The sequence below is a fragment of the Amycolatopsis sp. genome (assembly GCF_036008905.1).
Taxonomy (GTDB): Bacteria; Actinomycetota; Actinomycetes; order Mycobacteriales; family Pseudonocardiaceae; genus Amycolatopsis.
This window is the reverse complement of sequence record NZ_DASYMU010000045.1, coordinates 123,666-148,653: the sequence shown is the minus strand read 5'-3', so window position 1 is coordinate 148,653 and position 24,988 is coordinate 123,666. Positions and strand designations below refer to the sequence as shown.

The 24,988-nt window shown below is 66.5% G+C and carries 26 protein-coding genes and 2 pseudogenes; 10 read left to right on the top strand and 18 right to left on the bottom strand.

Going from position 1 to position 24,988, the window contains the following annotated elements:
* Nucleotides 1-103: 103 nt before the first annotated feature.
* The 4 genes from VGP60_RS09460 to VGP60_RS09445 all read right to left on the bottom strand — a co-directional run bounded on the left by VGP60_RS09460 (nt 104) and on the right by VGP60_RS09445 (nt 3,649).
* On the bottom strand, nt 104-1,402 hold the full coding sequence (locus tag VGP60_RS09460) for a hypothetical protein (RefSeq protein WP_327547528.1): 1,299 nt from the start codon (nt 1,400-1,402) through the stop codon (nt 104-106).
* Between the two features lie 373 nt (nt 1,403-1,775).
* On the bottom strand, nt 1,776-2,495 hold the full coding sequence (locus VGP60_RS09455; protein ID WP_327547527.1) for a hypothetical protein: 720 nt from the start codon (nt 2,493-2,495) through the stop codon (nt 1,776-1,778).
* Nucleotides 2,495-2,836 (bottom strand): PadR family transcriptional regulator, encoded by a 342-nt coding sequence (locus VGP60_RS09450; protein WP_327547526.1) that lies wholly within the window; start codon nt 2,834-2,836, stop codon nt 2,495-2,497. Before VGP60_RS09450 ends, VGP60_RS09455 begins: the two co-directional genes overlap by 1 nt.
* A gap of 561 nt (nt 2,837-3,397) precedes the next feature.
* The gene (locus VGP60_RS09445; protein ID WP_327547525.1) at nt 3,398-3,649 is read right to left on the bottom strand and encodes a hypothetical protein; all 252 of its coding nucleotides are present in this window, start codon (nt 3,647-3,649) and stop codon (nt 3,398-3,400) included.
* Nucleotides 3,650-3,826: 177 nt separating this feature from the next.
* Between VGP60_RS09445 and VGP60_RS09440 the strand changes: the two genes are divergently transcribed.
* Nucleotides 3,827-4,228, top strand: a complete 402-nt coding sequence (locus VGP60_RS09440; RefSeq protein ID WP_327547524.1) for a hypothetical protein — start codon at nt 3,827-3,829, stop codon at nt 4,226-4,228.
* Between the two features lie 475 nt (nt 4,229-4,703).
* Here the strand turns inward: VGP60_RS09440 and VGP60_RS09435 are convergent, their stop codons facing one another.
* The 7 genes from VGP60_RS09435 to VGP60_RS09405 form a co-directional block, all read right to left on the bottom strand.
* On the bottom strand, nt 4,704-4,967 hold the full coding sequence (locus VGP60_RS09435; RefSeq protein ID WP_327547534.1) for an RNA-binding domain-containing protein: 264 nt from the start codon (nt 4,965-4,967) through the stop codon (nt 4,704-4,706).
* Between the two features lie 271 nt (nt 4,968-5,238).
* On the bottom strand, nt 5,239-5,547 hold the full coding sequence (locus VGP60_RS09430) for a hypothetical protein (RefSeq protein ID WP_327547523.1): 309 nt from the start codon (nt 5,545-5,547) through the stop codon (nt 5,239-5,241).
* Nucleotides 5,548-5,624: 77 nt separating this feature from the next.
* Nucleotides 5,625-6,449, bottom strand: a complete 825-nt coding sequence (locus tag VGP60_RS09425; protein ID WP_327547522.1) for a carbohydrate ABC transporter permease — start codon at nt 6,447-6,449, stop codon at nt 5,625-5,627.
* Nucleotides 6,446-7,333 carry a sugar ABC transporter permease gene (locus tag VGP60_RS09420; RefSeq protein WP_327547521.1) on the bottom strand — a complete coding sequence of 296 codons (888 nt, stop codon included), beginning with the start codon at nt 7,331-7,333 and terminating at the stop codon, nt 6,446-6,448. The genes VGP60_RS09425 and VGP60_RS09420 overlap by 4 nt, the downstream gene beginning before the upstream one ends.
* Nucleotides 7,330-8,658, bottom strand: a complete 1,329-nt coding sequence (locus VGP60_RS09415; protein ID WP_327547520.1) for an ABC transporter substrate-binding protein — start codon at nt 8,656-8,658, stop codon at nt 7,330-7,332. The genes VGP60_RS09420 and VGP60_RS09415 overlap by 4 nt, the downstream gene beginning before the upstream one ends.
* Complete coding sequence (locus VGP60_RS09410; RefSeq protein ID WP_327547519.1) at nt 8,655-9,500, bottom strand: MBL fold metallo-hydrolase; 846 nt, start codon at nt 9,498-9,500, stop codon at nt 8,655-8,657. Before VGP60_RS09410 ends, VGP60_RS09415 begins: the two co-directional genes overlap by 4 nt.
* 149 nt (nt 9,501-9,649) lie before the next feature.
* Nucleotides 9,650-10,549: a LysR family transcriptional regulator gene (locus VGP60_RS09405; RefSeq protein ID WP_327547518.1), complete on the bottom strand. Its 900-nt coding sequence runs from the start codon at nt 10,547-10,549 to the stop codon at nt 9,650-9,652.
* Nucleotides 10,550-11,010: 461 nt separating this feature from the next.
* Between VGP60_RS09405 and VGP60_RS09400 the strand changes: the two genes are divergently transcribed.
* Nucleotides 11,011-11,163, top strand: coding sequence for a DUF6924 domain-containing protein (locus VGP60_RS09400; protein WP_327547517.1), 153 nt, complete (start codon nt 11,011-11,013; stop codon nt 11,161-11,163).
* Between the two features lie 72 nt (nt 11,164-11,235).
* Here the strand turns inward: VGP60_RS09400 and VGP60_RS09395 are convergent, their stop codons facing one another.
* The 5 genes from VGP60_RS09395 to VGP60_RS09375 all read right to left on the bottom strand — a co-directional run bounded on the left by VGP60_RS09395 (nt 11,236) and on the right by VGP60_RS09375 (nt 14,046).
* The gene (locus VGP60_RS09395; RefSeq protein ID WP_327547516.1) at nt 11,236-11,514 is read right to left on the bottom strand and encodes a hypothetical protein; all 279 of its coding nucleotides are present in this window, start codon (nt 11,512-11,514) and stop codon (nt 11,236-11,238) included.
* Between the two features lie 497 nt (nt 11,515-12,011).
* Complete coding sequence (locus VGP60_RS09390) at nt 12,012-12,476, bottom strand: WapI family immunity protein (RefSeq protein WP_327547515.1); 465 nt, start codon at nt 12,474-12,476, stop codon at nt 12,012-12,014.
* A complete protein-coding gene (locus tag VGP60_RS09385; RefSeq protein WP_327547514.1) occupies nt 12,440-12,820 on the bottom strand; it encodes a hypothetical protein in 381 nt (126 codons plus the stop codon). Before VGP60_RS09385 ends, VGP60_RS09390 begins: the two co-directional genes overlap by 37 nt.
* On the bottom strand, nt 12,814-12,975 hold the full coding sequence (locus tag VGP60_RS09380) for a hypothetical protein (protein WP_327547513.1): 162 nt from the start codon (nt 12,973-12,975) through the stop codon (nt 12,814-12,816). Before VGP60_RS09380 ends, VGP60_RS09385 begins: the two co-directional genes overlap by 7 nt.
* A 360-nt stretch (nt 12,976-13,335) precedes the next feature.
* The gene (locus VGP60_RS09375) at nt 13,336-14,046 is read right to left on the bottom strand and encodes a TetR/AcrR family transcriptional regulator (protein WP_327547512.1); all 711 of its coding nucleotides are present in this window, start codon (nt 14,044-14,046) and stop codon (nt 13,336-13,338) included.
* A gap of 170 nt (nt 14,047-14,216) precedes the next feature.
* On the opposite strand from VGP60_RS09375, the gene VGP60_RS09370 reads away from it, so the two are divergent.
* Both VGP60_RS09370 and VGP60_RS09365 read left to right on the top strand, forming a co-directional pair.
* A complete protein-coding gene (locus tag VGP60_RS09370; protein WP_327547511.1) occupies nt 14,217-15,227 on the top strand; it encodes an NAD(P)-dependent alcohol dehydrogenase in 1,011 nt (336 codons plus the stop codon).
* Nucleotides 15,224-15,940, top strand: a pseudogene (locus tag VGP60_RS09365) (DUF4389 domain-containing protein); the annotation flags it as partial. The gene VGP60_RS09370 and the pseudogene VGP60_RS09365, both read left to right, overlap by 4 nt.
* A 241-nt stretch (nt 15,941-16,181) precedes the next feature.
* Here VGP60_RS09365 and VGP60_RS09360 read toward each other — a convergent pair.
* Nucleotides 16,182-16,442 (bottom strand): hypothetical protein, encoded by a 261-nt coding sequence (locus tag VGP60_RS09360; RefSeq protein ID WP_327547509.1) that lies wholly within the window; start codon nt 16,440-16,442, stop codon nt 16,182-16,184.
* Between VGP60_RS09360 and VGP60_RS09355 the strand changes: the two genes are divergently transcribed.
* Nucleotides 16,441-17,337: an aminoglycoside phosphotransferase family protein gene (locus tag VGP60_RS09355; RefSeq protein WP_327547508.1), complete on the top strand. Its 897-nt coding sequence runs from the start codon at nt 16,441-16,443 to the stop codon at nt 17,335-17,337. The two genes, VGP60_RS09360 and VGP60_RS09355, sit on opposite strands and share 2 nt — an antisense overlap.
* A gap of 331 nt (nt 17,338-17,668) precedes the next feature.
* A pseudogene (locus tag VGP60_RS09350) lies at nt 17,669-17,938 on the top strand (methyltransferase domain-containing protein); the annotation flags it as partial.
* An 83-nt stretch (nt 17,939-18,021) separates the two neighbouring features.
* Here the strand turns inward: VGP60_RS09350 and VGP60_RS09345 are convergent.
* Nucleotides 18,022-20,229, bottom strand: coding sequence for a glycoside hydrolase family 9 protein (locus VGP60_RS09345; RefSeq protein WP_327547507.1), 2,208 nt, complete (start codon nt 20,227-20,229; stop codon nt 18,022-18,024).
* A gap of 294 nt (nt 20,230-20,523) precedes the next feature.
* On the opposite strand from VGP60_RS09345, the gene VGP60_RS09340 reads away from it, so the two are divergent.
* The 4 genes from VGP60_RS09340 to VGP60_RS09325 all read left to right on the top strand — a co-directional run bounded on the left by VGP60_RS09340 (nt 20,524) and on the right by VGP60_RS09325 (nt 24,986).
* Nucleotides 20,524-21,810 carry an ABC transporter substrate-binding protein gene (locus VGP60_RS09340; RefSeq protein WP_327547506.1) on the top strand — a complete coding sequence of 429 codons (1,287 nt, stop codon included), beginning with the start codon at nt 20,524-20,526 and terminating at the stop codon, nt 21,808-21,810.
* Nucleotides 21,811-21,886: 76 nt separating this feature from the next.
* The gene (locus tag VGP60_RS09335; protein ID WP_327547505.1) at nt 21,887-22,846 is read left to right on the top strand and encodes a sugar ABC transporter permease; all 960 of its coding nucleotides are present in this window, start codon (nt 21,887-21,889) and stop codon (nt 22,844-22,846) included.
* On the top strand, nt 22,846-23,667 hold the full coding sequence (locus VGP60_RS09330) for a carbohydrate ABC transporter permease (RefSeq protein ID WP_327547504.1): 822 nt from the start codon (nt 22,846-22,848) through the stop codon (nt 23,665-23,667). Before VGP60_RS09335 ends, VGP60_RS09330 begins: the two co-directional genes overlap by 1 nt.
* A complete protein-coding gene (locus VGP60_RS09325) occupies nt 23,664-24,986 on the top strand; it encodes a GH1 family beta-glucosidase (protein WP_327547503.1) in 1,323 nt (440 codons plus the stop codon). Before VGP60_RS09330 ends, VGP60_RS09325 begins: the two co-directional genes overlap by 4 nt.
* Nucleotides 24,987-24,988: the final 2 nt, after the last annotated feature.

Here is a 24,988-nt window from a genome sequence, read left to right as displayed (position 1 = left end):
GCGTGGCACGCGAGCACACCGACTGGCGTCGAGGACGATCGTGTCGAGGGGCTCGACGCGGGCGACGTGCGCCTCTTCGGGCTGTCAGTGTTCGGCCGGCGAGTTAGCCGAGGGCGGGGAGCAACGCCGTGAGCGCGTCCTTCTCACTGCTGGGGTCCGGACTCGTTGCCCGGAGCCTGCGGAGCACGGTATCGATCTTGCCGTCGACCTCGGTCCACGCGGCGTTGCTCTTTGGTTTCAGGCGCGCTTGGGCGTTGTCCCACTCGGATTCGAGATCATCGACGCGAGACGTAGCGCCAGATTGGTTACCGGCGTTCACGAGAGTCAGGGTGTCTTGCGTGATTTGCCGGAACTTCGAGAGGTCCCCGAGGGGCGAGTGGCGTGCTGGCTGGCCGCCGCCAGGGGCAGGGGGTTGCGCCGTCTGGCCGCCGGTGGGCACAGGCTGTGTCGCCTGGTCGCCGCCGGGGATCGACTGCGCGGGGGACGCCGAGGCTGACGTGTCTTCTGCTTGAAGCGAGGACGTGCGCAAGAAGTACCCCGTCCCGGCGGCGGCGAGGACGACCGTCACGACGACGACCGTCTGCCACAGACCTCCTCGTTCGGCAGGCTCGTCACTGCCGGTGCTAGCGGCGCGCTGGATGACGTCGGCTTTGGTGACGGAGAGATAGGTGACGGTGCCGAGAATGCCGACCACGAAGATCACGCTGGTCACCGTCGTACCCAGCCCCAGACCACCTTCTGTCGATGACTGTGAGAGATAGTCACCGATCGACGCCCCCAGCGGGCGAGTCAGGATGTAGATGAACCAGAAGGCGAGGACCGAGTTGAGCCCGAATCGCCAGGCGATCGCCGCGATGGCGATCAGCGATGCCACGATGATTCCCGTCATCAGGTAGCCGAGTCCCAGCACCTCGGCCATGAGATCGCCGGTGGCCGTACCGAGCGCGAAAGTGAACAGAATCGCGAGCCAGTAGAACGCCTCTCGGCGCCTGGTGAGGATGGAGTGGATGGACAGGGTCTTCTCGGACAGGAACCACACGAGGAAGGTCAGTGTGAGAAGAACACCGAAAATCAGGGTGCTCGCTTCCAGCGGTACACCGACCTGGTCGGTGAGGTTGTCGGTCACCAAGGTGCCGAAGACGCTCACGAGCGCCACCGTCAGCCAGTACCTGCCCGGTTTATACTGTTTTGCGCTGAACTGGAAGACAAGAGCCACGATGAGCAGGACGCCGGTGACGACGGAGGTGCCGGTCAGGCCGACGTTCAGGTTGACGTTGAGGAAGTCGGCGGCTGATTCACCGACGGTCGTGCAGAGCACTTTGATGACCCAGAAGTACAAGGTGACTTCCGGGACTTTGCTGAGGAGTTGACGACTTGGAGCGAGGACACGTTGTGCGGTCACGGAACTCTCTTTCTCGGTCGGTTCGCCGCGTGGCGGCGGAGGAGAACGGGCGAGACGAGGCCTACCCGTGACGACAGCGGGAAACCTGTCCCCAGCAAGAAGCCAGCTGTCCGCTCCCGCGTGTGAGACCCGGGCTGCGTCGGCAGTGTGGTCCCCACACCGCCTATAGGTAGGAATTCTACCTATAGGCGGTGTGGGATGTGCCGCAAGGGCACCAGAGAACATCGGAACAGTGGACAAAAGGGCACGAACAGCTCGCAAGGGGTCAGTCCGGCCATACACCCATCGCGACCGACGGCTCGGGCATGCGCCAGTGCCGCAAGGGCTGATGCCATGGCCAGTGACCGAGGTCCGGACACAGACCGGACACGCGCTAGTCGAGTGGGTCCGCCATACGGGGCAGACGCCGCCACGGCCACCTGGCCAGCACCACGAACACCGCGCATCCAGTCAAGACGAGGGACGACACGGACAAGGAGCCGGGTGCGGCCAGGACACGGACCCCCGCCGAACAGGCCAAGGCGACAGCGCTACAGCCGACAAGGGTGAGGTTCCCGGCCATCAGGACCCGTTCGCTCCGGCCGACCTCGACGGTGATCCGCCCTCCGTGGCGGAGGAGGGCTACCGCACCACAGAGGGCCGCCATGACGACCACGCACGACAGCCCGAGCGTCGCGACGAGATCGCTGGTGTCGGCGCCCTCGGGTTCCACTCGCTCCAGCCACGGCTCACTCGACCCGCCCAGGAAGATCGCGCACCAGAGAAGTACTTGACTTGCCGCCAGCGACCCGATGACCCGGGAACGACGGTTCCGCGCCGTGTCCCGCAGCGCTTCACCGAAGCTGTACGCGGCGACCTCGGGATCACCGAAGTCGCGCGTGGCCCGACTGGCGGCGTCGGCTGGGCCATGGCCACAGTCCAGGTACGTCTGCGTCGCCTCCACCAGGTCGGCGAGGACTTCGTGAAGCAGGGCGTTACGGAGTCGGCGCGGACCGCGCAGACCGCGGCGCAACACCTTCAGGTGAGCGACGAGCGCATGCCAAGCGGCTTCGGGAAGTTCCTGCGCGCCTGGTGCCTGCGTCCCGCGCGCCATCACCTGGTAGCCCCGCCGTCCAGTGGCGGCCCGAGAAGAGGCTGCAGCGCCTGGACGAATTCCTGCCACAATGATCGCTCGTCGGCCAGCACACGCCGGCCCTTGTCTTCGATGGTGTACACCCGACGCCGCCGGCCGCCGCTCGCGCTCCAATCACTGCTGATCAAGCCTGCGGCCTCCAAACGATGCAGCGTCGGATACAACGTGCCACCCTCAAGATCGACCGAGTTTCCCGTGCGCAGCTTCAGTGCCGTCAGGATCGCGTACCCATGTGCGGGCTGATCTGCAAGAACGGCAAGCACCAACGCGTCCAGATGACCTTTCAACCGTGCCGACCTCATAGCCCCAGTCTGGCACGATTCGGCGTCAACGCCTTCGCTACCGCGCAGCTTTGACCCTGTCCAGGCAGCCCGGTGGTAGCGCGACGGAAATCTCGCAGGTCGCGAATGGGTTACCAGTAGCGTGTTCGTCTGTGCCGCGATGGTCCAGCTGTGGACGGGCCGCGCTCGTTCCCGGCGTTGCCGGGGTGCTGGGCACCGCAGTGTCGGAAAACGACGTTTGCCGACACTCGATTTTCGTTGAGCGACTCCCAGGTCGCGACTGTCGAGAACCCGTGCCGGGTTTCAATGTCGGCAAACGGCTGTGTTGGCTATTGTCGACGCATGTTGATCGGTTACGGGCGGGTCTCCACCGCCGAGTAGAACCCCGCTCACCAGATCGACGCTGCTGCCCGATCGGTTCCTCGGTGAACCAGCAGTCCAGTGCAACCGGATCGCCAGCGCGGCGCCCATCGCCATCGTCAGCTCCTGGCCGGCGACGCCAGAACGACCGTTGCGCTGGATGGGAGTATCCCGGCGCAGCCGAACACGGGCTCGGATGACCCAGACCCGGTCCGCAGGTTTTTACCAGTCGACACTCCATTCATCGCGGCCGGTCTCGGTGTGAGCGGGACGGTTCGGACCGGGTCGGGAATCGACCACCTTCAGGTACTTCTTCCGCACCGCTGAGCCACTGATGCCTCCCAACGCCCGTCCGATCGCTGGGGCAGTGGCGCCGGCCTCCCCTGCGAAGGTGACGGTGAGGTTGATCAGCTGGTCGGCCAGCCGTCGGGCGTCGTGCAGCGCGTCGGCGAGGAAGTCTTCGTCGGTGACCACGAGCGTGGGGTCGTCCTCGCTCTGCCAGAGCGTCGGTCCCTTTAAACGCCAGAAGTCGCCTTCGCAGTCGCAGACTCGCGTCAGGTACGCGAGCCGGGGAAGGTCGGCGGTATCGACGACGGTGAAGTTACGAGGTGACCAGAACGGCTCGCGTCCGACGAACTACGCTTGGGTGAGGTGAGTCTTGAGGAGACCGCTGCAGCGGATAAACTGAGGAACGCGATGGTCGACGACCTGCGGCCGTGGGGCGCGGTTCTAAGCGGCCATGTCGATGCCGCGATGCGGCCGGTGCCGAGACATGTGTTCGTCCCGGAAGTCTCGCTGGAGCGCGCTTACGGGCCCGACCCAGTGGTGACCCATCGCGACGACAACGGGGTGCCGGTCAGCTCGGCCTCTGCGCCCGGCACGGTCGCCGGGATGCTTGAGCAGCTCGACGTTCGTCCGGGGCATCGGGTTCTTGAGATCGGTGTTGGGACTGGGTATAACGCCGCGCTTCTTTCCTGGCCGGTCGGCCGGCTGGTTCCGTCACGACGATCGAGTATGACGAAGCCGTGGCGGCCGCAGCGGGTACAGCGTTGAGCGGGTTGGGCACGGTCGTGACGGTGCTACACGGAGACGGTATGCTCGGTGCGCCCGGACGTTCGACGTTCGACGTTCGACCGGATCGTGGTCACTGCTGGCGCGTGGGATATCCCGAGGGCACTGGTGGGAGCAGTTGGCAGTGGACGGGCGTTTTGGTGGTGCCTCTGCGAATACTCGGGCTAATCCGAACAGTCACCTTCGAAGCGATCCTGCGTAGCCGGTCCGTCTTGGAAGACGGATTCATGCCGATGCGCTGTGTCGGCGCCGTTCGTGAACGGAACATCCCACTCGGAGTGGGTCCGGACTTGGTGGTCCGACTCGATGATGATCGCCAGGCGGATGCGTCGGCGCTGCGAGGCGCGTTGGATCATTCTGTGGAGGTGCACTGGACTGGGGTCGCGGTCCCGTGGGGCTGGACAGAGCATCTGATTTCTGGATGGCTACTCTCAACGGCTTCTGCCGGATCCTGGTGTCACGAGCCGCAGTTGATGACGGTCGGCTGCACAAACAGCGGTGGATCACAGCACTGATGCAGGATCTGCTCGACGGTCTCGGCCAAGCCCGCCAACCTCGTCGGCACCAGCGTGAGCTTGCCAGTCGGCTTGTCCTCCAGGACTCCGATCACGTAAACACCGCCGTCGTTGGCAAACGACGCCACGTCGCGGGCGAGTTCCACCTTGTCATGCTTGTCGTGGTTGAGCTTGAGCTTGACATCGAGCCAGTGCCGTTCTTCCAGCGCCGTTGTCGATGGCGTTCTGGATGTCTGCGGGGGTGCTCGGTTTCCATCGCTGGATGGCAGGTCACAGGTAAAGCCGTGGTGGCTGACTCATCACATTATCTTCCTCGCCCCTGCGGTCGACCGTGGTCAACGACATGGGTCTACGCCGCGTTCAGAGCCGAACAGGACCCACGTCACTAACCGGATGCGCGTCGGAGCCGAGTCGATCTCCATCAAGGAGTATCACTGCACCGGCTCGACCTAGAAGTTTCGATAATCGCGTCGGTGTCTACCAATCGCCGAGGTGTTGCGCAACCTTCTCCAGCTGGGCGGCCAGGTCGGCCGTTGCTTTCGTCTGCTCCGCGACCACCGCCATGCTTTTGGCCGCCTGATCGTTTCCATGCCGCAGCTCGTGGTAGATCGCACGCAGCATTTCCAGCTGTAGTACATACGAAGTGGTCGGCAGAGGCGCTGGGGCGAGAACATCATTCACCGGCTCTTCAACGGAGCCCGCGAGAACCTCGCCTCGTGACCGTGCTTCGCTGCTCGGCAGATCGGTATCGAACGCCGACGGGACAGCATCAGGTTGCGTTGGCATAGCGGAAGACGCATGTGGCCCCAGGATGCGTACGTTCCTGAGCCCCCTCAACTTGGTCGCGGACAGGTCGGTTGCGGTTATCGGAGCCCGGAATGGAGGAAAGCGGCGGTGATCCGGCGCGCGGCCACCAGATACACGGCGACAACGGGCAACGTGGCGAGCATCGCGGCGGCGAGCAGTGGGCCGGGGTTGGATCCTTCTGTGTTGGTGAACAAGGTCAGTCCCATCTGGATCGTCGTGTGCTGCGGGGTCGGCGCGGCCAGCATCGGCCACAGGTACTCGTTCCACGTAGTGATGAACTGGAGGATCGCGACGGCCCCCAGCGCCGGCCACAGCAGCGGAAGCACCACGTGCCACAGAGTCCGGAGCGAGTTCGCGCCGTCCAGCTGCGCCGCGGCGAACAACTCGTCCGGAATCGCCCGGATATTCTGGCGCAGCAGCAGGACCGCGAGTGCACAGCCACCCAATTGTGGCATGATCAACCCGGGATAGCTGTCGAGCCAGTGCAACCGGGCGACCAGCAGGAACTGCGGGATTATCAGTGTCTGCGCCGGGATCAGCAGCGCGACGACAATGGTGGCCAGCAGCGCGGCGCTACCTCGGAAACGCAGCCGCACCAACGCGTACGCGGCCAGTGTCGCGATCACGAGATCGCCGGCGGTGACCCCGGCCGCGGTGATCAGGGTGTTGAGCAGCAGGCGCGGCAGCGGGAACTGTTCGATGGCGACCTGGTAGTTGTCCAGACTGACCGGCGACGGCAACGGATCGGCGGCGAAGAGATCGTCGGGCCGTTTGAACGAGCCGGACAGCGCCCACAAGACAGGGAACAGCAGCACGAAGCAGGCCAGCCCGAGCAGCCCGTGCCGACCGGCGCGCCGCCACGGGCCGCGGGGGGTGATCACGAGACGACCGTGCCGGCACGCCGGCGCAGCAGCGCGCGGATCGCCAACGGCAGCCCAAGCAAGACGATCAGCACCACTGCCGCGGCCGACGCCAGACCGTTGTCGAAGAACGTGAAGCCATAGGTGTAGAGCCGGTAGTAGACGTTGTCCGTCGTTCCGTTGGGTGCTCCCTGCGTCAGTACAGCCACGTTGGTGAAAGCCCACTGGCCGGCCAGCACGACGCACAGTCCGACCAGCAGGCCGGTGATCGGCCAGAGCTGCGGGACCACCACGTGCCGGGTAGTCTGCCATTCGGTCGCCCCGTCGAGGCTGGCGGCAGCGAGGCTCTGCCGGTCGATTCCGTCCAGGGCGGCACCGTAGAGCAGCACGTTGAGCCCGATCACTTTTTCGGCGGTGATCACCGCGATCGTGGGCAGCGCCGTGGCGGGGTCACCGAGCCAGTCCACCGGGCCCAGGCCGAGCAGGCCAAGGGTTTCGTCCAGCACACCGCCCAGCGGATTGAGCACGAACTGCCACGCCAGCGCCGTGGCGACCGGCGCGAGCACGACGGGCAGGAACAGCAACGCGCGGTAGACCGAGCTGGCCCGTCCTGGCTGTTTCCACAGCATGATCGCCAGGCTCATCGGAACCACGGTGGCGAAGGGAAGCACGCACGCCACCAGCACCACCGTATGCAGTAATGCGGCGGGGAACTCGGGCCGGGCGAACAGCTCGGCGAAGTTGTCCATACCGGCGAATGTGGGCGTCCCGCTACCGTCCCAGTCGAGCACGCTGAGCACGACGGTGAACACCAACGGCCCGTACACCCATACCGCCAGCACCACGAGCAATGGGGTGAGATAGCCGAGGGCGCCCGATCGCCGCCGCGCGAATCTGTTCGTCATTGCCCGAGCAGGCCCCGGATCGTGCCCGCGACGGCGTGCAGCGTCTGCTGGGCGTCGGCGCCTTGCAGCGCGATCGGTGCCACTGCCTGATCCTGCAACGCCTGTACCGCCTGGTCCGCCTTCGGACCGCTGAAGAATGTGTACGGGGTCAGCGTGTCCAGCTGGTGTAATGCGGGGAGCAGGCGTTTGTCGGAGTCGAAGTAAGTCTTGAGATATCGCGGATCGGTCACCACCGACGGCCGCAATGGCAGATAGCCGATCTTGGTGGTGATCGTGGTGAAGGCCTGTGCACTGGTCAGGAACTGGATGAACTTCCACGCGGCCTGCTGCTTGGCTGTGTCCTTGGACAGCACGACCAGCCCGGCGCCGGAGTAAGTCGGCCGCGGCGCCTTGTCGCCGAAGCTGGGAAAGCCCGTGGCCAGCACCGGGAACTTGCCGGCCGCGGCCGAGTCGAGCCCGGTGAGAACCGCGGTCGAGGTCACCAGCATGCCGAGCTTGCCCGCCTTGAACGCGGCGAGCGCGTCGGCCTCCTTGACTCCCGGTTGCGCCGCGGAGCGCGTCAGGTCCGCCATGGTCTGCAGCGCCTGCACGGCGGGCGGCTGGTCGAGTGTGACCTTACCGTCCGCGTCGACGACGGAACCACCATTACTGTCCACAAGGGACTGGGTGAGGAAGTCCGACTTACTGGCGTTGGCCACGTCGAAGTAGACGCCCTGCGCTCCGTGCTGGACGATCGCCAGTGCGTCGGCGCGCACCTGGTCCATGGTTGCTGGCGGGTCGGCCGGGTCGAGCCCGGCGGCGCGGAACAGGTTCGCGTTGTAGAACAGGGTCGGAATGGACATGGTGTAGGGCATGGCGACCGTCATGCCGTCATGCTGGGTGGCTTTGAGCACCGCCTGGTTGAACCCGGCCGCGGTGTCCTGCCAGTCCTGGGCCGGCGCGATCTTCTGCACGGGCGTGATCGGCAGGCTCTGGTAAGCCACGGCCATCTTGCTCCAGCCCACCTGCGCCACGTCGAAACCGTTGCCGCCCAGCGCCGACGAGCGCAGTTTGGTCAGTACGTCGGCGACCGCGACTCCCTGGGGTTCGATCTTGATGGCCGGGTTGGCCGCCTCGAACTCGTCGATCAGCTGTTGCGTGCCCTGACCGCCGAGATCGGCCGTGCCGTAGTTGTAGGACAGGAACGACAGGGTGATCGTGCCACTACTGGCGGCATCGGTGCCGCTGGTTCCACAACCGGCGGCGGTTAGTGTCACGACGGCCACGAGCGCCGCCAGGAGCGAAAGCCGGCGGATACGTGTTCTCTTCTTCGCGATACTGGTCACAGCATTGCCTCTCGGGCGGAGCGGACGGGAAAGCGGGCGGACGGTGTCGCGATGTGCACGGGACCGCCGAATCGAACGGCGGCGCGGCGGCGGCTCGCCTCCAGCCAGTCCGGATCGGCCGTGCCGAAATGGGTCAGCACGAGTTGCCCCACGGCGGCGTCGGCGGCGACGTCGGCCGCGTCTTCAGCGCACAGGTGCCCGTGTGGGCCCGAATCGGGTTCGCTCAACGTGCATTCGGCGAGCAGCAGATCGGCGCCACGTGCCAGCGTGCGCAGTGCCGGGGTGCGGCCGGTGTCCCCGGTATAGGCGAGCGTGCCGTCGGCGCAGCTGACCCGGACACCGCAGTTCGGCGCGGCGTGCGCAAGCAGTTCCAGATGAACTTCAGCCGAGCCGACCGTGAAATAGTCGCCCGGGTCATACTCGTGCATGTCGAAGGCCAATTCGAAGGCGCGGTCGAGCGCAGGGACCGTGGTCACGGGGAAAAGCGCGGCGAGTCGATGGAAAAGCGCCGCCGAACCTGCGGGGACGTACAGCGGAACACGGCGTATCTCCACTGAGGACTGTGGCGGCCGCCCGGCGGTGGGGTAGCTCAGTCCCTTCGCGAGCAGCGACTTGCCGATCGGCAGCAGGTCGTAGCAGTGGTCCAGGTGCACATGGCTGAGCACGATGGCATCCAACATCGCCGGGTCGATCAGGCTGCTCAACGCGGTCGCCACGCCCGGGCCGCAGTCCAGTAGCACTCGGGTCTCCTCCGCGCCGCCACCGATCGACACCAGGTAACCGGAGCTGGCCTGGCCGTGCGCCGGCATGCCCGATCGGCAGCCCAGGATCGTGACGTTCATCAATGATTTCCGGTTTCTGTGTTATCGACGACTTCCCGTCGAAGGCGGCGGGATTGCTCGCGGGTCCAGCATCTCCAACAGCATTTTCGCCGGCAACGCGAAAGTTCCGAATCGACGATTGGGTTTGTCAATCGTGGTATGCGCGACCATCAGCCTGCGGCGGTGAACGGGCCGGCCGCTTCGAGACACGACAGGAAGCTGCGCGCGGTCGTGACCGCCTCCCGCGCCGGCCACACGACGCAGATGTCCAGCATGGGCTCTGGATCGACCAGCGCCACGGCGGCCAGCCCCATCCCGACCGCTTCGACCGCGCGGGCGGCGGATGCGAAACCGACCACCGAACCGGCCGCCACGACCATCGCCGTCGCCAGCGAGTCGTCCACTTCGTCCACCACGTCCAAGGTGATCCCGTTCTGCTCCGCCGCCTCTGTCAGCGCATCGTGCGAAGCCGGACTCAGGTCGCGGTTGAACAGGATGCAGCGGTGCTCTGCCAGTTCCGCGAAGGGCACGGCACGCCGGGCCGCCAGTGGATGCCCGGCGGCGACCAAGGCCATCAGCGGGGTGCGGAACACCATCCGGGAGGCGAAATACGGATCGGCCGGGGCGCCGAACACAAGTGCCACGTCGAGTTCGCCGGCGGCGAGGTGGGCCAGTTGCGGACCGGAACGCTTCTCGACCAGGACGGCCCGTAACCGCGGATACGTGCGTGCCATCCCGCTCAGGGTCGGCGGCAGGATTCGCCGCCCGGCCGGGTAGTTGAACCCGACCCGAACCGTGCCGGCCTGCCCCGTGGCGACCTCTCTGGTGATCTCGACCGCATCCCGCAGTCCCTCCAGCAGACGGCGTGCCTCCGCCCGGAAAACCTCGCCCGCGCTGGTCAACGCCACCTGATGCGGGCCGCGGTCGACCAACCGCACACCGACCGAACGCTCCAGGCGCTGCAAGTGCTGGCTCAACGACGGCTGCGAGATATGCAGCCTCACCGCGGCACGGCCGAAATGCAGTTCCTCGGAGATGGCCAGGAACGACTCCAAGTACCTGAGCTCCATGCGAACTCAGCATCCACGGGCAACCCGACCAACAGCCAACGTCGCGGAATGGGCAAGGCGAACTGTCAGCCAACAGCTTGCTCACAGCACAAGACAAGGAGCGCTCCGCTACGAAGGCCCGGCATCAGCGAAGTCGACCTGAGTCGTACTCCTTCAGGGTGTACAGCGCGCTGGTCGCGTGAAGACCGACAGCCTCGGATGAGTCCCGCAAAGACTCCAACACCTGCCGTGCTCTGGCTGAAAACAGTCAGGAAAGCACAGATGGTGCCCTCCATCGGTCAGAACCACAGCGCATTGGACAATGCGGGGCAAGCTCAATCGCCGAACCGTAACAACTCGACCACAACACACTCTCAGCGCCACAAATCTCCACGAGATCCTGGTGACTTTCACCGACCGCCAGGAGGACTAGGTATTTTCCGGACCCGAAGGAGCCCGGCGCTTTGCCCTAGAGTTCACGGATGATCTCGTTGCCAAGCGCCTCGCTCCTTGTCCGCACCTGGTTCGGCGATGACAGCGCATGGGAGGCTTTGGTGCTGGAGGCACAGGAACCCAGCGAAGACGGGTTCCTGGCAGCCGTCAACATGGTGAAAAGAGCTCCGCAATACGGTTGACCGGCATGACGAAAACCTTGCTGTCGACGGCAGAAAGCTCCCTGCGTTGCGAAGGGACGATGCCACCCGGCCTCAGAGTTCGGGGACGAAACTGACGGGCACCGTGTGATATCCGTAGACGAAGTTCGAATGGAGCCGCTGTGCCGGTGCCGTCAACCGGATGCCGCCGACTAGGTCACGTAGTCCGCCCAATATCGCGCTGACATGGACGCGGCCCAGAAAGGCGCCGATACAGAAGTGCGGCCCATATCCGAAGGTGACGTGCTTGTTGGGGGTCCTTGCTGCCCCGGCGTGGATCGAGCCGATGCTAGCAAAGCCCGACGGCGGCCGGCTCGCCACCGGGTCAGACATTGCCTACGAGTACAAACTGGACGGAAGTGGGTCGGTTCGCCGATTCCTGAATGCTGTTGTGTGGGAACCGGTCGCCGGTGTGCTGCTGGTTTCGAGCTGGGGCGGCGGGTTCTGAAGTCGCGGAGGCCTTACTGTCCTGAAAGGACGGCGCGCTGAGGGTTTGTCCTGCGGCCTCGGTGGAGTAAGAGATAACCCGCGAGTTCCGGGGTTCCTCGTCGGGAACGCGAGGCTCTGATCCGCCCAGGAACAGGGCGTTCCCACTCCTTCGGGTGATCATCTGTCGTTCTGACTCAGGGAGCGGGCGGGCGCAATGAGATACGGCAGTGACTCGACGGCGTCCACGGCGACGTCGGAGTAACCGCTGAACTCGTAGTCCACAACGAAGGTGTTGGAGCCGTCGCGCAGCCAGATCCGCCGGCACGGAACCGGCCTCGTCCAGGTGGTCTGGAGAGGAAGCTCGCGGAGTGTTGAAGCCTTCACCGAGCTGCGGCCGGACGTCAGCGCTTGCCGACCACCGGGAATTCTGCCTCGATCGCGGACAGAGCGTCCACGATCGCGGGCAGTTCGGACTGGTCGAGGTCACCGATGCGAAAGGACAGCTTGTTCCCCGTCCCGTGTCCGTCGATGGCCAGCCCTTCGACTGCCACCTTCCCGGACTTGGCCACAGTGACGGTCAGTTCGAGCCAGTCCTCCATAGACTTCAACCGCGCGACACCACCGAAATCGTCGTAAGCCTTCGCGAGCTCTTCCCGGAAGGCCCGCAACTCCTCGGCCCGCAACCCTGCGGGCACCCGGGCGGTGAACCCGCCCGCCGCGACGTCGACCGGACTGAAGAGCCAGTTCCCGTCCGAGAAGTCGGTGGCGTCGATGTGCATCCGGCCCACCACGGTGATTATCAGGCGATCACCGGCCTTCGAGCCGATGGTCACCGACGTCTCGTCGCCGTCGTCGAAATCACCCATACCAAGATCACCGTCACCACGTCACCCAGGTCATTGAGGGTTACCTTAGCGCGGCTCGTGGAACCGGGGTTGGCGATCTCCGCCGCCACGACGGATGGCGGCACGCCTCGCGGGGCGGGATAGTTCTCCTCATAAAACTTCTTGTACTTCACGGGATCGTTGAGCTTGTCCCCTTGGGCAGCGACTCGGCGGTTGAACCTGGCCTCCAGCTCGTCCATCACCTCCGCAGTGCGAGGCGCCATCCGCTCCAAGGCGTGTTCGGTGAACCAGCGGCCGGCGACCGTCGCTCCGCCGCCACCCTTAGGCAGGCACCAGCCGGCGGTGTCGGCCGCGAAGTTCAGCACGCCATTCGTGCCGAGCTCATCGCGGAGACCCCCTCCTGGATCGTCCGGCGTGCCGCGTTGCCCTCTTCGATGAACTTCCCCAGGCCGCTTCCGATGCGCCAAAGAGCCTTGCCGACCTCGAAGGCCTTGAAGGCCTTGAAGGCCTTGAAGGCCACCAGCCCCAGGGACGCCAGGTCGATGGCGCCGAGGATGCAGTTGACGATGCCCAGGTCGTTGAGGCACGCCTTGATCCCACCGATGAACAGGTCGACCAGGATCTGGCCGCCGTTTTCGATGATCCAGTCGATGACGGTCTTGCCGGCCGCCTCCTGGGCCCGCTTGTACTGGTCGACGAGCTCCTGGCCGCCCGCGGCCCGTAACGCGGCCTCGTCCTCGGGCTGAGCGGGCCGGTCTGCTCACCGCGCGCCAGCTCTGCCTGATCACCGACTCTTCACGAGAGCCCATCCGCAACGCGAGGACGCGGCGGCGATTCTGAAGACGGTAGTAGCTTGCGGGCTGGGTCGAGGGGAGGCGGCTCAGTCGGATCCGACGGACTCCCGCTCCATAGCCACTCGGGCGGTGAGGCCCTCGAGGATCCGGCGAAGGCCCCAGAGGTACTGCTCGGTGGAGATGTAGCCGGCCATCGTCGCCGCCGCCGCGGCGCTGTGCGGGAAGTGTTCAGGCGGCCTCGCCGAGAAGGCGAGCTGGCGGGTGGCGATCCGTTCCGACTCCGCCGGCAGCGGGACCTTGTGCTGCACATCGGCGACTTCCAGGACGAGCGAGCCGAAGATGTAGACGATCAGCAGGTAGGACGCCCGCGCAGCGTCGGTGGGGTCGAGTCCGGCGTCGGCCAGCACCTGCAGGAGCCGTTCGGTGAGGGCCTGCGCGTTGGACCCATCCAGTCGGCTGCCGACCATCAGGCTGACCGCGCCCGGATGTGCGGACAGTTTTGCTCGTAGTTCCAGGGCCAGCGCTTCCACGCGTTCGCGCCAGGGCTGCGCACGGTCGGCGAAGACGTCGTGGTCCACCTCGCCGAGCAGCCGCTCGACGAGCGCGTTGACCACGGCGGCCTTGTCCGGGAAGTAGGTGTAGATCGCGTTCGGGGCCACGCCCACCCGCGCGGCAATCGCCCGCACGGACGCCGCATCCGGGCCGTGGTCGAGCAGGCTCAGCGCCGCGTCGAGGATCTCGTTCTCGGTGAGGGCGCGCCGCGGACCGCGAGGGCGTCGCCTACCTGATTCGGACAATGGTGCCTTCCTCCTCTTGACTTCGGTACCAGCAGGGTAGACGGTTCTTTGTACGGCGTACAAATCAGGTACACCGTGCAGAGATCAACAATGAAAGTGGGAAGGTCACGATGCGCTCAACGCACCTCGACAGACTCAGGGGTCCCCCTCGCGAGACCGGAGGAGCAACGATGACGGCGGTCGTGCAGGACCGCTACAGCTCCGCTCCCGAGGACCTCTTCCGGGTCGCGCAGATCGACACACCCACCATGGGGGACGACGACATCCTGGTGGGGGTGCGCGCGGCCAGCGTGGACCGGGGCACCTGGCACATCATGTCCGGCCTGCCCTATCCGATCCGGCTCGCAGGCTTCGGACTGCGCCGCCCGAAGTGCGCCAACCCAGGCCGGAACCTGGCCGGAACGGTCGAGGCGGTCGGCCGCAGCGTCACCGGCTTCGCCCCGGGCGACGAGGTGTTCGGGATGTCCACCAGCACCTTCGCGCAGTATGCGATCGCTCGCCCCGGCAAGCTCGCCCCGAAGCCAGCGAACCTCTCCTTCGAACAGGCTGCTGCCGTCCCGGTCTCGGGGGCAACCGCCCTGCAGGCGGTCCGCGACCACGGACGCGTCCGGGCCGGTGAGAAGGTGCTGATCATCGGCGCCTCGGGCGGTGTCGGTACGTTCGCTGTGCAGATCGCGAAGGCATTCGGCGCGGACGTCACCGGTGTCTGCAGCGTCGGCAAGGTGGAGATGGTCCGAGCCCTGGGCGCCGACCACGTCATCGACTACGCCCGTGCCGACTTCGCCGACAGCGGACACCGCTACGACGTCGTCCTCGACATCGGCGGCAACGCCCGGCTGTCCGATCTACGGCGGGTTCTGACACCACGAGGACGACTGGTCATCGTCGGCGGAGAGAGCGGCGGCCGGCTGCTCGGCGGCAGCGACCGCCAGATCCGGGCGAAGCTGCTTTCGCCGTTCGTCCGCCAGCAGCTTGGCACCTTCGTCGCGAAGGAGAACGCCGTCGACCTGATCGCGCTCGGCGCGCTCATCGAGGACGGAAAGGTCACCCCCGCGATCGACCACACCTACCCACTGGGCGAGGTCGCCGCGGCCATCCGCCACCTGCTCGACGGGAAGACCCGAGGCAAGCTCGTCGTCTCTGTCCTCCCCCGGACACCAGCCTCAGGGAGCACACCATGACCGATCCCCGTACGCCCTACCCGGTCCGCGTCGACGCGGCGCTCGAGCCGTCGGGCTCCCGCGGCCTGTGGCTGGTCAAATGGCTGTTACTGATCCCGCACGTCGTCGTGCTGTTCTTCCTGTGGGTCGCCTTCTGTGTAGTCAGCGTGATCGCGTTCTTCGCCATTCTGATCACCGCGCGCTATCCGCGACCGTTGTTCGACTTCAACGTCGGCGTGCTGCGCTGGAGCTGGCGGGTGAACTACTACGGTTACGGCGCACTGGGCACCGACCGCTATCCGCCCTTCACCCTCGCCGAGGTGGCCGACTACCCGGCGCACCTCGACGTGCCCTACCCTGAGCGGCTGTCCCGGGGCCTCGTACTGGTCAAGTGGTGGCTGCTGGCCCTGCCGCACTTCATCGTGCTGTCGATCCTCGTCGGCGGCGGGCTGTGGGCCAGCTCCGGCGCTACCACCGACTTTGGCTGGAACACCGGCTCCAGCGGCGCCGGCCTCGTCACGCTGCTCCTGCTGATCGCCGCGATCGTACTGTTGTTCACCGGCGGGTACCCGAAGCCGCTGTATGACTTCGTGCTCGGCATAGACCGCTGGGCGCTGCGTGTGGCCGCCTACACCGCACTGATGACCGACCGCTATCCGCCGTTCCGGCTCGACCAGGGCGGCGCCGACCCGGTACTCGCCGGCCCCACTCCGCCGTCGCCTTCCGGGCCGCCAGTCGCAGGGCAGCCGGCCGGTGAAACCCTTAACCTGGCCGGGTAGCGGCAGCCTGGCATGTTCGCCTGAAGGGTACGAGCTGGTCTCATATGCGCAGCGCGTTCTCCCGCAAGCGCCCATGCTGGTCTCAGACGTCATTCGCGCCATCTGATCGTCGCTTTTAAGCAGAGGACCGGACGTTGTCCTATGTGGACGGTCCGGTCCTCGTGTCAAGCTTCAGCTGAATGGTCCCAAGGTCGGTTTAGGGCTTCGGTTCGACGATGATCGGCAGGCCGAGGTTGACAGTCCCGGCCGGTTGGCGTTCGTGGGCTCGGTCGAGGCTGACCAGCTTGCGGGCTGCTTCGTTCAGGCTGGTCTGCAAACCGGTGACCGCTCCAAGCCAGCCGTTGCTCTTGGCTTCCTCGATGCGTTCGCGGAGGTTGGCGATGATCTCCAGCAGCCGCGGCCGGGTCCGGAGAGCGAGAGCCGCTCCACCTGCTGCCTCAGTACTGTGACTTCGCATGGCTGACACCGAGATCGAGGTCACCGCAGATCTGGTCCGCGACCTGCTGCAAGACCAACATCCAGACCTTGCCGGGCTGACCATCCGCGAGGTCGCGGGCGGCTGGGGCAACCAAATGTGGCGCCTTGGGGACGAGTTGGCCGTGCGCATGCAGCGCATGGACCCCACCCCGGAGCTCCAGCTCAAGGAACGGCGGTGGCTACCCGTGCTGGCCCCGCGCCTGCCGCTCCCGGTGCCGACCCCGGTGCGGTTCGGCGAACCGTCCGAGCGCTTCCCCAAACACTGGACCGTGATGACGTGGGTTCCCGGCGAGCCGCTGGACCACGCCACGATCAGCCGCGGCACCCACGCGGCCGACACGCTGGCGGGCTTCCTCCAGGCGCTCCATGTGGAGGCACCCGCCGAGGCACCGATCGCCACAGACCGCGGAGCCCATCCCAGGAACTGCACGGACGGCTTCGAGAACTTCTTCCAGGCCGTTACCCCCGACGACATCGCTGCCGACGTCCGGACCGTCTGGGACGACGCCGTCGCGGCCCACGCGTGGGAGGGCCCGCCGGTATGGGTGCACGGCGACCTCCATCCCGCGAACGTCGTCGTCTCGGACGGAACGCTTTCGGGCATCGTCGACTTCGGTGACATGTTCGCCGGCGATCCCGCGTGGGACCTCGCCGCCGCATGGGTGCTGCTACCCGCGGGCACGGCCTCACGGTTCTTCGACATGTACGCGCAAGCAGACGAGGCGGCGATCCTGCGCGCCCGCGGGCTGGCCGCTATGAAGAGCCTCTTCCTGATGCTCATGGGACAGAACGGAGATCGGGGCCTTCCCGGCGGTAAGCCGAACTGGGGACCTGCGGGCCGGGCGGCACTTGATCGTGTTCTGAAGGGCGTTTGATGCACGCCGCTTTGAAACTTGTTCTCGATCTTGGTTGAGGGTCATGCGGCAGCCCACCTTCGTGGGTTCATCGATCACCAGACGTGGTGAGGATGCCAAGGTCCACGGCCGTATGCCGCCCGTGGCCCCGATCGAGCTGGCGGAAGCCAGGCTGACCTGGAGGCCTTCGACCTCGCCGAGTCAGCCTTCCGTGTCGGCTTCGGCGATTCGGGCGATCAAGTTGTCGCGGATCTCGGCAAGCCGTGCCCATTGGGCCGGGTCAGGTCGAAGGAGCGAGCATCTGACACAAGCTTCTCTGAACTTGTCGTGATCATCGCCTACGGTGTCGGACGTGAACGCGGACGGTTGGTTGACAGACACCCGGACCTCCTACGACACAGTCGCGGTCAGCTATGCCGACCAGACGCGCAGCGCCATGGCCGAGCAGCCGTACTTGCGAGCAGCTCTGGCGTTGTTCGCCGACATGGTGCGCATCGCTGGCGGCGGTTCCGTGGCGGACGTGGGCTGCGGGCCGGGGCACGTCACCGCTCACTTGCACGAACTGGGTATCGCCGCGTTCGGAATCGACCTTTCACCAGTGATGATCGATGTGGCGCGGCGTTTCCTAGGGGACGGGCTGCCGCGGGCCCAGGAGTCGGCTCCGCCGCACGCGGGTGGGTGCGGCGGAGCCTGCGGCGGGTGGGCCTACTTACTCGCGGCGAAGGCCGCGATCCAGGCGAGCGACGAGTTCCAGTTGATCGCCGTCTCGTTCGTGGAGTACGAGAAGATGTCGTCGATGTAGCACTTCGCGGGCGCGCAGCCGGGCAAATTCTGCTGGGCGACGGGGTCCTGCAGCCCGCTGTTCGGACCGCCGGCCAACGAGCCCGGCGGTGGGGCCGGCAGCTTCGGGTCGAGCTGGTGCGCCCAGATCCGGCTGTGCTCGTTGGTGCTGGCCCGCTCGCCGTAGCCGGTGACGAACGACTGGTTCAGCCCGTTGCGGCCGAGCAGGTAGTCCATCGACTCGAGGACGGCGTCCCGGTAGCCGGGCCGGTGCGTCAGGTCGTAGGCCGTCGCGATCACCAGTGCGTTGTTGGTGGTGGAGCTCGTCGAGCCCCACGGGTAGGCCGCGGACTTGAACGGGTTCGGGTAGCCCTGCGAGCCGATGTTGCGCACGTACTGGTCGGCGACGGCCAGGATCCGCTGCCGCGCGGCCAGCACCCGGCCGAGCGGGAAGCGCCACGGCAGCCGGGCGATCGTAAGGTCGGCCAGCGCGCCGGTGTCCCGCCAGGAGAACCCGTCCGCGGTGATCTTCGTGGTGACGGACTTCAGGTAAGCACGGTCGCCGGTCGTCGCGTACAGCTCCGCCGCGGCCCAGGAGAACTCGTCGGTGACGTCCGTGTCGTCGTACGCGCCGCCGCCGACACTGTCTTCGTCCGGCGCGTACGTCGCCGGATGCACGAGCGCGGTCTGCCACGCCGTTTTGGCCGCTGCCAAGCACTTCGCAGCGAACACACGGTCGTAGGGTTGCCAGACGCGGGCGCACTGAGCGGCCGCGGCGGCCAGGTTGAGCGTCGCCGCGGTGGACGGCGGGTGCAGGTAGCGCGGCTGCGCGTCGGCATGGGGCTGGGTCGGCAGCGCGGTCCAGGCGAGGTCGTGGATCTTGTGGTGGGCCATGCCCGCCAAGGGCTGCCCGTCCGGGACCTGCATCTTCAGCAGGAACTCCACTTCCCAGCGTGACTCGTCGAGCACGTCGGGGACACGGTTGCCCGCTTCGGGCACCTTCAGCAGGCCGTCTTTCAGACTCGGCCAGTCACCTGTGGACAGTGACCGTTCATAGCTGTCCATCAGCTGCCACGCCGCGAGCGCGCCGTTGACGACGTACTTGCCCTGGTCGCCGGCGTCGTACCAGCCACCGCTGACGTCCAGGGAGTAGTCGCAGGTCCCGGGCAGGCAGGGCACGGACGTGTCACCCTTGTTGGGCGCGACGCCGATGTGCCCGGCGGGCCGGGCGTAGGCGTCACCGACGTACGCGGCGTCGATCGGGGCGCCGCTGCGGACGAGGTAGAAGTACTCCAGCGAGTCCTTGCGCAGGCCGTCGTAGGGGTTGCGGGAGATGTCGAACGGCTCGCTCACGGCCGAGCCGGCCGCGAGGGTGTAGCCGGTCCCTTCCTTGTGGTAGTCGCCGAAGTCCGCGAGGTGCACGTGGTCACCGGAGGCCGAGTCGTCACCCTGGACCCGGGTCTGTCCCTTCTTCACGACTTTGCCCGTGCTGTCGCGAAGTTGCCACGGCACCGGCTTTGTCGCGGCGTCCACAATGGACGCCTGCTTCGGTCCGGAAGTGGCGTACCCGACCTGGTTGACTCGCACGGGCGAGCCGAAGTCGCGGCCACCGCCGGGTGGGATGGCGCCGCCGGTGAGCGAGACGTCGTCCACGCAGAACGTGTACGCCTTGGTGGCGCCTCCGAACTGGAAGTTCACCTGGCCACGCAAGGTGGACAGGCTCGAGTTGCCGGTGAAGGTGAACGTCTTCGGGGTACCGGTGACGGCGGCGGTCTTCGAGAACATCGTCGTACTCGGGGCCACCGCGAGGCCGAGCCCGGCGCGGATCGTGACGTCGGCGGACGCCGTCGCGGTGAACCGGAGCGTGTAGGGCTGACCCGCCTCCAAGGGGATGTCGTTCTCGCCGAGCATCGATTCCCACGGGTTGACCGTGCCGGCCGGGACGTCGGCGCACAGGCGGCCGGTGTCCACTCGGGACGGAGTGGACCCACTGCTCCACCACGGGGCCTTGGTCGTGTCGAAGGTGCCGTTGAGCACCCGCTCGTACGGCGCGCCGGCGTACGCGGCCGGAGCCGGCGACACGACGAACAGCACGGGTAGAAAGGCCGCGAGCAGCCTGGGTCTTACGGACATACCGGATCTCCTGGGGATCGTCGGGGGGCCGGCACGCCACAGCGTCAGTGCGGGATGGTGCGCCCCGGAAGGCCGGTGTGTCAACCGTCTCGAGCTCTTGACAGAGGACTCTTCCCAACCAAACCAACTCCGGGTTACAGTCCTGTAAGCGCTTCCAATTTTGGCGCAAGCCAGTGAGCGTCCCACCGGCACAGCCGCAGCGTCGCAGCAGGTGAAGGTGTATTCACAAAGTCGTGATGAAGGCCGTACGGACTGTTAGCGGTTCCGGAATCGGCCTCGCAAGTGGAGGTTTTCATGCCTGCCAGACTCAGGCGAACACTGCTGGCCGCCGCCGTGGCCGGGACCCTGGTCGCCGTCACCGCCTGCGGCGGCGCGAGCGATCAGCAGAGCGCGTCCGGCCCGGTCACCCTCGTGGTGAAGACGTTCAGCCAATTCGGCTACGACGCCCTGTACAAGGAGTACGAGGCCACCCACCCCGGGGTGACGATCAAGGAAGAGAACATCGGGAAGCTGGGCGACTACACGCCCAAGCTGCAGCAGTGGATGACCGCGGGCTCCGGCGCCGGCGACGTCGTGGCGCTCGAAGAGGGCATCATCAGCCAGTACATCGCGAAGCCGGACAAGTTCGTCAACCTGCTCGACAAGGGTGCGGACTCCCTCAAGCCGGACTACCTCGACTGGAAGTGGAACCAGGCCCTGACCTCGGACGGGAAAGCGCTGATCGGACTCGGTACCGACATCGGCGCCCAGGGCATGTGCTACCGCAAGGACCTGTTCCAGAAGGCCGGCCTGCCCACCGACCGCGAACAGGTCGGCGCACTCTGGCCGACGTGGGATGCCTACCTGGCCACCGGAAAGCGCTTCCTCACCACGAACACCGGGGCGAAGTTCTACGACTCCTCCAGCGGTATGTATCAGAACATCCTGATGCAGCAGGGCGACCACACCTACTACGACAAGGTGAACAACCTGGTCGTGGACAGCAATCCCGCCGTGCGCGGCGCCTACGACCAGACCGTCGGAATGATCGAGGCCGGGCTTTCGGCGAACCTCGACCAGTACAGTCCACAGTGGAACGCAGGCTTCAAGAAGGGCACGTTCGCGACCATCGCCTGCCCGTCGTGGATGCTGGCGACCATCGAGAAGCAGGCAGGTCCCGAGAACGCGGACAAGTGGGATGTCGCCAAGGTGCCGGGCAACGGCGCGGTACGCGGCGGGTCGTTCCTCTCCGTACCGACGCAGAGCAAGCACCAGGACCAGGCCGTCGAGCTGGTGAAGTTCCTGACCAGCGCGAAGGGTCAGATCGGCGCGTTCGGGGCGAAAGGCAACTTCCCCTCTTCGACGCAGGCCATCGACGACCCCGCCGTCCAGGGGCTGACCAACGCCTACTTCGGCAACGCCCCGGTCGGGAAGATCTTCGGTGCCAGCGCCAAGGCCGTCAAGCCGGTGTATCTCGGCCCGGCGAACGTCGCCATCGGCGACCGGTTCACCAACGCGCTGCTCGCCGTCGAACAGGGCAAGCTCCAGCCGGACGAGGCCTGGGGCAAGGCCGTCGACGAAGCCAAGCGCCTGGTCAAGTAGCCGGCCGGCGGGGCGCGGGTCGACTCCGGACGCGCCCCGCCCGGCCTCCACAGCTCCATCCACAAAGGACACACAGTTGGTCACCCAGCAACGGCCCCGCGCGGCCGAACGAAACCCGGCGCCGCCACGTCGCCGGGAACGCGGCAGCCTGCTGTCCCGATGGGACCTCAAGGCCTCGCCCTACGTTTACATCGCCCCGTTCTTCCTAATCTTCGGCGTCTTCGGCCTGTTCCCCCTGCTGTACACCGCGTGGGTCTCGCTGCACGACTGGGATCTGGGCGGGGACGGCGGCTTCGTCGGTTTCGCCAACTACACCACGCTCTTCGGCGACCCGGACTTCTGGAACGCGGTCGTCAACACCCTCGGCATGCTGGTGCTGGCCACAGTGCCACAGCTGCTGCTCGCCCTCGTGGTGGCCGCGCTGCTGAACCAGAAGCTGCGGGGACGGCTCCTGCTGCGGATGGGCGTGCTGCTGCCGACCGTCACGTCGGTGGCCGCGGTCGGCATCGTGTTCAGCCAGATCTTCGACCGCGACGCCGGCATGGTCAACGGCATCCTCGACCTCTTCGGCATGGTCCCGATCGATTGGCGTGCCGACAAGTGGTCTTCCTGGATCGCCATCTCGGTCATGGTCGACTGGCGCTGGACCGGTTACAACTCGCTGATCTACCTCGCCGCCATGCAGTCGATCCCCCGCGAGCTCTACGAAGCGGCCACAGTGGACGGAGCGTCCAAGATCCGCCAGTTCCGGAGCATCACGGTACCGATGATCCGCCCGGCGATCGTGTTCACGGTGATCATGTCGACCATCGCCGGGATGCAGCTGTTCACCGAGCCGCTGATCTTCGGGCAGGGCACCTACGCCATCTCCGGCGGCTCGCTGCGGCAGTTCCAGACGGTCTCGATGTACATGTTCGAGAAGGCCTTCCGCGACGCCGACCTCGGCTACGGTTCCGCGATCGCGTGGATGATCTTCCTGCTCATCACCATCCTGGCGGTCATCAATTTCCTCATCACCCGGAGGTCGTCGAAGTGATGCGGAAGACTTCACCCCTGGTCTACTTCACGCTCATCGCGGGGATCGTGCTCTCCGCGTTCCCCTTGTACTGGCTGTTCGTGGTCGCCACCCGCACGAACGACGTCGTCGGCGACTGGCCACCGCCGCTCGTGCCTGGCGGCAACCTCTTCGACAACATCGGCCGGCTGTTCTCCGCCGAAGGGGCGAACTTCCTCACGGGCATGGTGAACTCGGCGATCGCGTCGGTGGTCGTCACCGTCTCCGTGGTCTTCTTCAGCACCCTGGCCGGGTTCGCCTTCGCCAAGCTGCGCTTCCGTGGCCGCAACGGTCTGCTGGTGGTCATCCTCGGCACGATGATGATCCCGGTGCAGATGGGCATCATCCCGTTGTACATGATCATGGTGGAGCTGGGCTGGCAGAACCGGCTGCAGGCCGTCATCGTGCCGTTCCTCGTCTCCGCGTTCGGCGTGTTCATGATGCGGCAGTACGCCGAGCGTTCGGTGCCGGACGAGCTGATCGAAGCCGCGCGCATCGACGGCTGCTCCACGTTCCGGATCTACCTCGCGGTCGTGCTGCCCGCGCTGCGGCCCGGCGCGTCGGTGCTCGCCCTGTTCACGTTCATGAGCACCTGGAACGAGTTCCTCTGGCCGATCGCGGTGCTGGAGAACGACAACCCGACGGTGCAGTTCTCCCTGAACCAGCTGTCCACGAGCTACTACACCGACTACACGCTGATGTTCGCGGGCGCGCTCGTCGCCTGCGTCCCGCTGCTGCTGGTCTTCCTGGCCTTCGGCAAACAGATCATCGGCGGCATCATGGAAGGAGCGGTCAAGGCGTGAGCACCTTCGAGCCCGGTTTTCTCTGGGGCGCGGCGACTTCGAGTCACCAGATCGAAGGAGCGGTCGACGAGGACGGGCGCGGACCGTCCATCTGGGACACCTTCGCGGCCACCCCGGGCAAGGTCGACAACGGGGACACCGGCGCCGTCGCCGCCGACCACTACCACCGCTACCGCGACGACGTCGCCCTCATGCAAAAGCTCGGCCTCGGCGCTTACCGGTTCTCGATCGCCTGGCCGCGGATCCAGCCCGACGGGTCCGGCGCGGTCGAACAACGCGGTCTCGATTTCTATCGGCGGCTCGTCGACACGCTGCTGGAGCACGGCATCCAGCCGTGGCCGACGCTCTACCACTGGGACCTGCCCCAGGCGCTGGAAGACGCCGGGGGCTGGCCGAACCGCGACACCGCGCAACGGTTCGCCGATTACGCGGCGATCGTGCACGAAGCGCTCGCCGACCGCGTCACGCACTGGACGACGCTGAACGAGCCGTGGTGCTCGGCGTTCCTCGGCTACGCCACCGGACGGCACGCACCCGGCAGACGGGAACCCGCGGCCGCCGTGCGCGCCGCCCACCACCTGCTGCTGGGCCACGGCCTCGCCGCGGAAGCCATGCCGGACAGCACGATCGGCCTCACCCTGAACCTGACGCACGTCTCCCCCACGTCCCGCGCCGAACCCGACCTCGACGCCGCGCGCCGCATCGACGGCATGCAGAACCGGCTGTTCCTCGACCCGGTGCTGCTCGGCGAGTACCCCGCCGACATCCAGGCGGACCTGGCCGGCGTCACGGCGTTCGACCACGTGCTGCCGGGCGATCTGAAGACCGTCTCCGCGCCGCTGGACTTCCTCGGGATCAACTACTACTCCCCCATGCTCGTCGCCGGCGGGGGCGCACCGCGGCCGTCGGCGTACGTCGGGTCGGATCGGGTGACCCAAGTGGACGGCGGCCGCCCCCGGACGTCGATCGGCTGGGAGATCGACGACCGCGGCCTGTCGCGGCTGCTGACGCGGCTGAACCGGGACTATCCGGCCATTCCGCTGTACGTCACGGAAAACGGCGCGGCCTTCCACGAACCCGTGCACGACGACGCGCGGGTCTCCTATCTCAAGGACCACTTGCGCGCCTGCGCGTCCGCGATCGCGCAGGGGGTGCCGCTCAAGGGGTACTTCGCGTGGTCGCTGCTGGACAACTTCGAATGGTCCTACGGGTACGCGCAGCGGTTCGGGCTCGTGCACGTCGACTACGAGACGCAGGAGCGCACGCTCAAGGACAGCGCCCGCTGGTACGCCGCCGTCATCGCCCGGCACGGCCTGTGAGC

Bases quoted from the DNA above. Each gene is read 5' to 3' on its own strand.
- VGP60_RS09430 (WP_327547523.1), bottom strand. From the start codon at position 5,547: ATGCCAACGCAACCTGATGCTGTCCCGTCGGCGTTCGATACCGATCTG.
- VGP60_RS09450 (WP_327547526.1), bottom strand. From the start codon at position 2,836: ATGAGGTCGGCACGGTTGAAAGGTCATCTGGACGCGTTGGTGCTTGCC.
- VGP60_RS09360 (WP_327547509.1), bottom strand. From the start codon at position 16,442: ATGCGAAGTCACAGTACTGAGGCAGCAGGTGGAGCGGCTCTCGCTCTC.
- VGP60_RS09345 (WP_327547507.1), bottom strand. From the start codon at position 20,229: ATGTCCGTAAGACCCAGGCTGCTCGCGGCCTTTCTACCCGTGCTGTTC.
- VGP60_RS09410 (WP_327547519.1), bottom strand. From the start codon at position 9,500: ATGAACGTCACGATCCTGGGCTGCCGATCGGGCATGCCGGCGCACGGC.
- VGP60_RS09340 (WP_327547506.1), top strand. From the start codon at position 20,524: ATGCCTGCCAGACTCAGGCGAACACTGCTGGCCGCCGCCGTGGCCGGG.
- VGP60_RS09355 (WP_327547508.1), top strand. From the start codon at position 16,441: ATGGCTGACACCGAGATCGAGGTCACCGCAGATCTGGTCCGCGACCTG.
- VGP60_RS09455 (WP_327547527.1), bottom strand. From the start codon at position 2,495: ATGGCGCGCGGGACGCAGGCACCAGGCGCGCAGGAACTTCCCGAAGCC.
- VGP60_RS09390 (WP_327547515.1), bottom strand. From the start codon at position 12,476: ATGGGTGATTTCGACGACGGCGACGAGACGTCGGTGACCATCGGCTCG.
- VGP60_RS09405 (WP_327547518.1), bottom strand. From the start codon at position 10,549: ATGGAGCTCAGGTACTTGGAGTCGTTCCTGGCCATCTCCGAGGAACTG.
- VGP60_RS09370 (WP_327547511.1), top strand. From the start codon at position 14,217: ATGACGGCGGTCGTGCAGGACCGCTACAGCTCCGCTCCCGAGGACCTC.
- VGP60_RS09420 (WP_327547521.1), bottom strand. From the start codon at position 7,333: ATGACGAACAGATTCGCGCGGCGGCGATCGGGCGCCCTCGGCTATCTC.
- VGP60_RS09330 (WP_327547504.1), top strand. From the start codon at position 22,846: ATGCGGAAGACTTCACCCCTGGTCTACTTCACGCTCATCGCGGGGATC.
- VGP60_RS09395 (WP_327547516.1), bottom strand. From the start codon at position 11,514: ATGTCTGACCCGGTGGCGAGCCGGCCGCCGTCGGGCTTTGCTAGCATC.
- VGP60_RS09400 (WP_327547517.1), top strand. From the start codon at position 11,011: ATGATCTCGTTGCCAAGCGCCTCGCTCCTTGTCCGCACCTGGTTCGGC.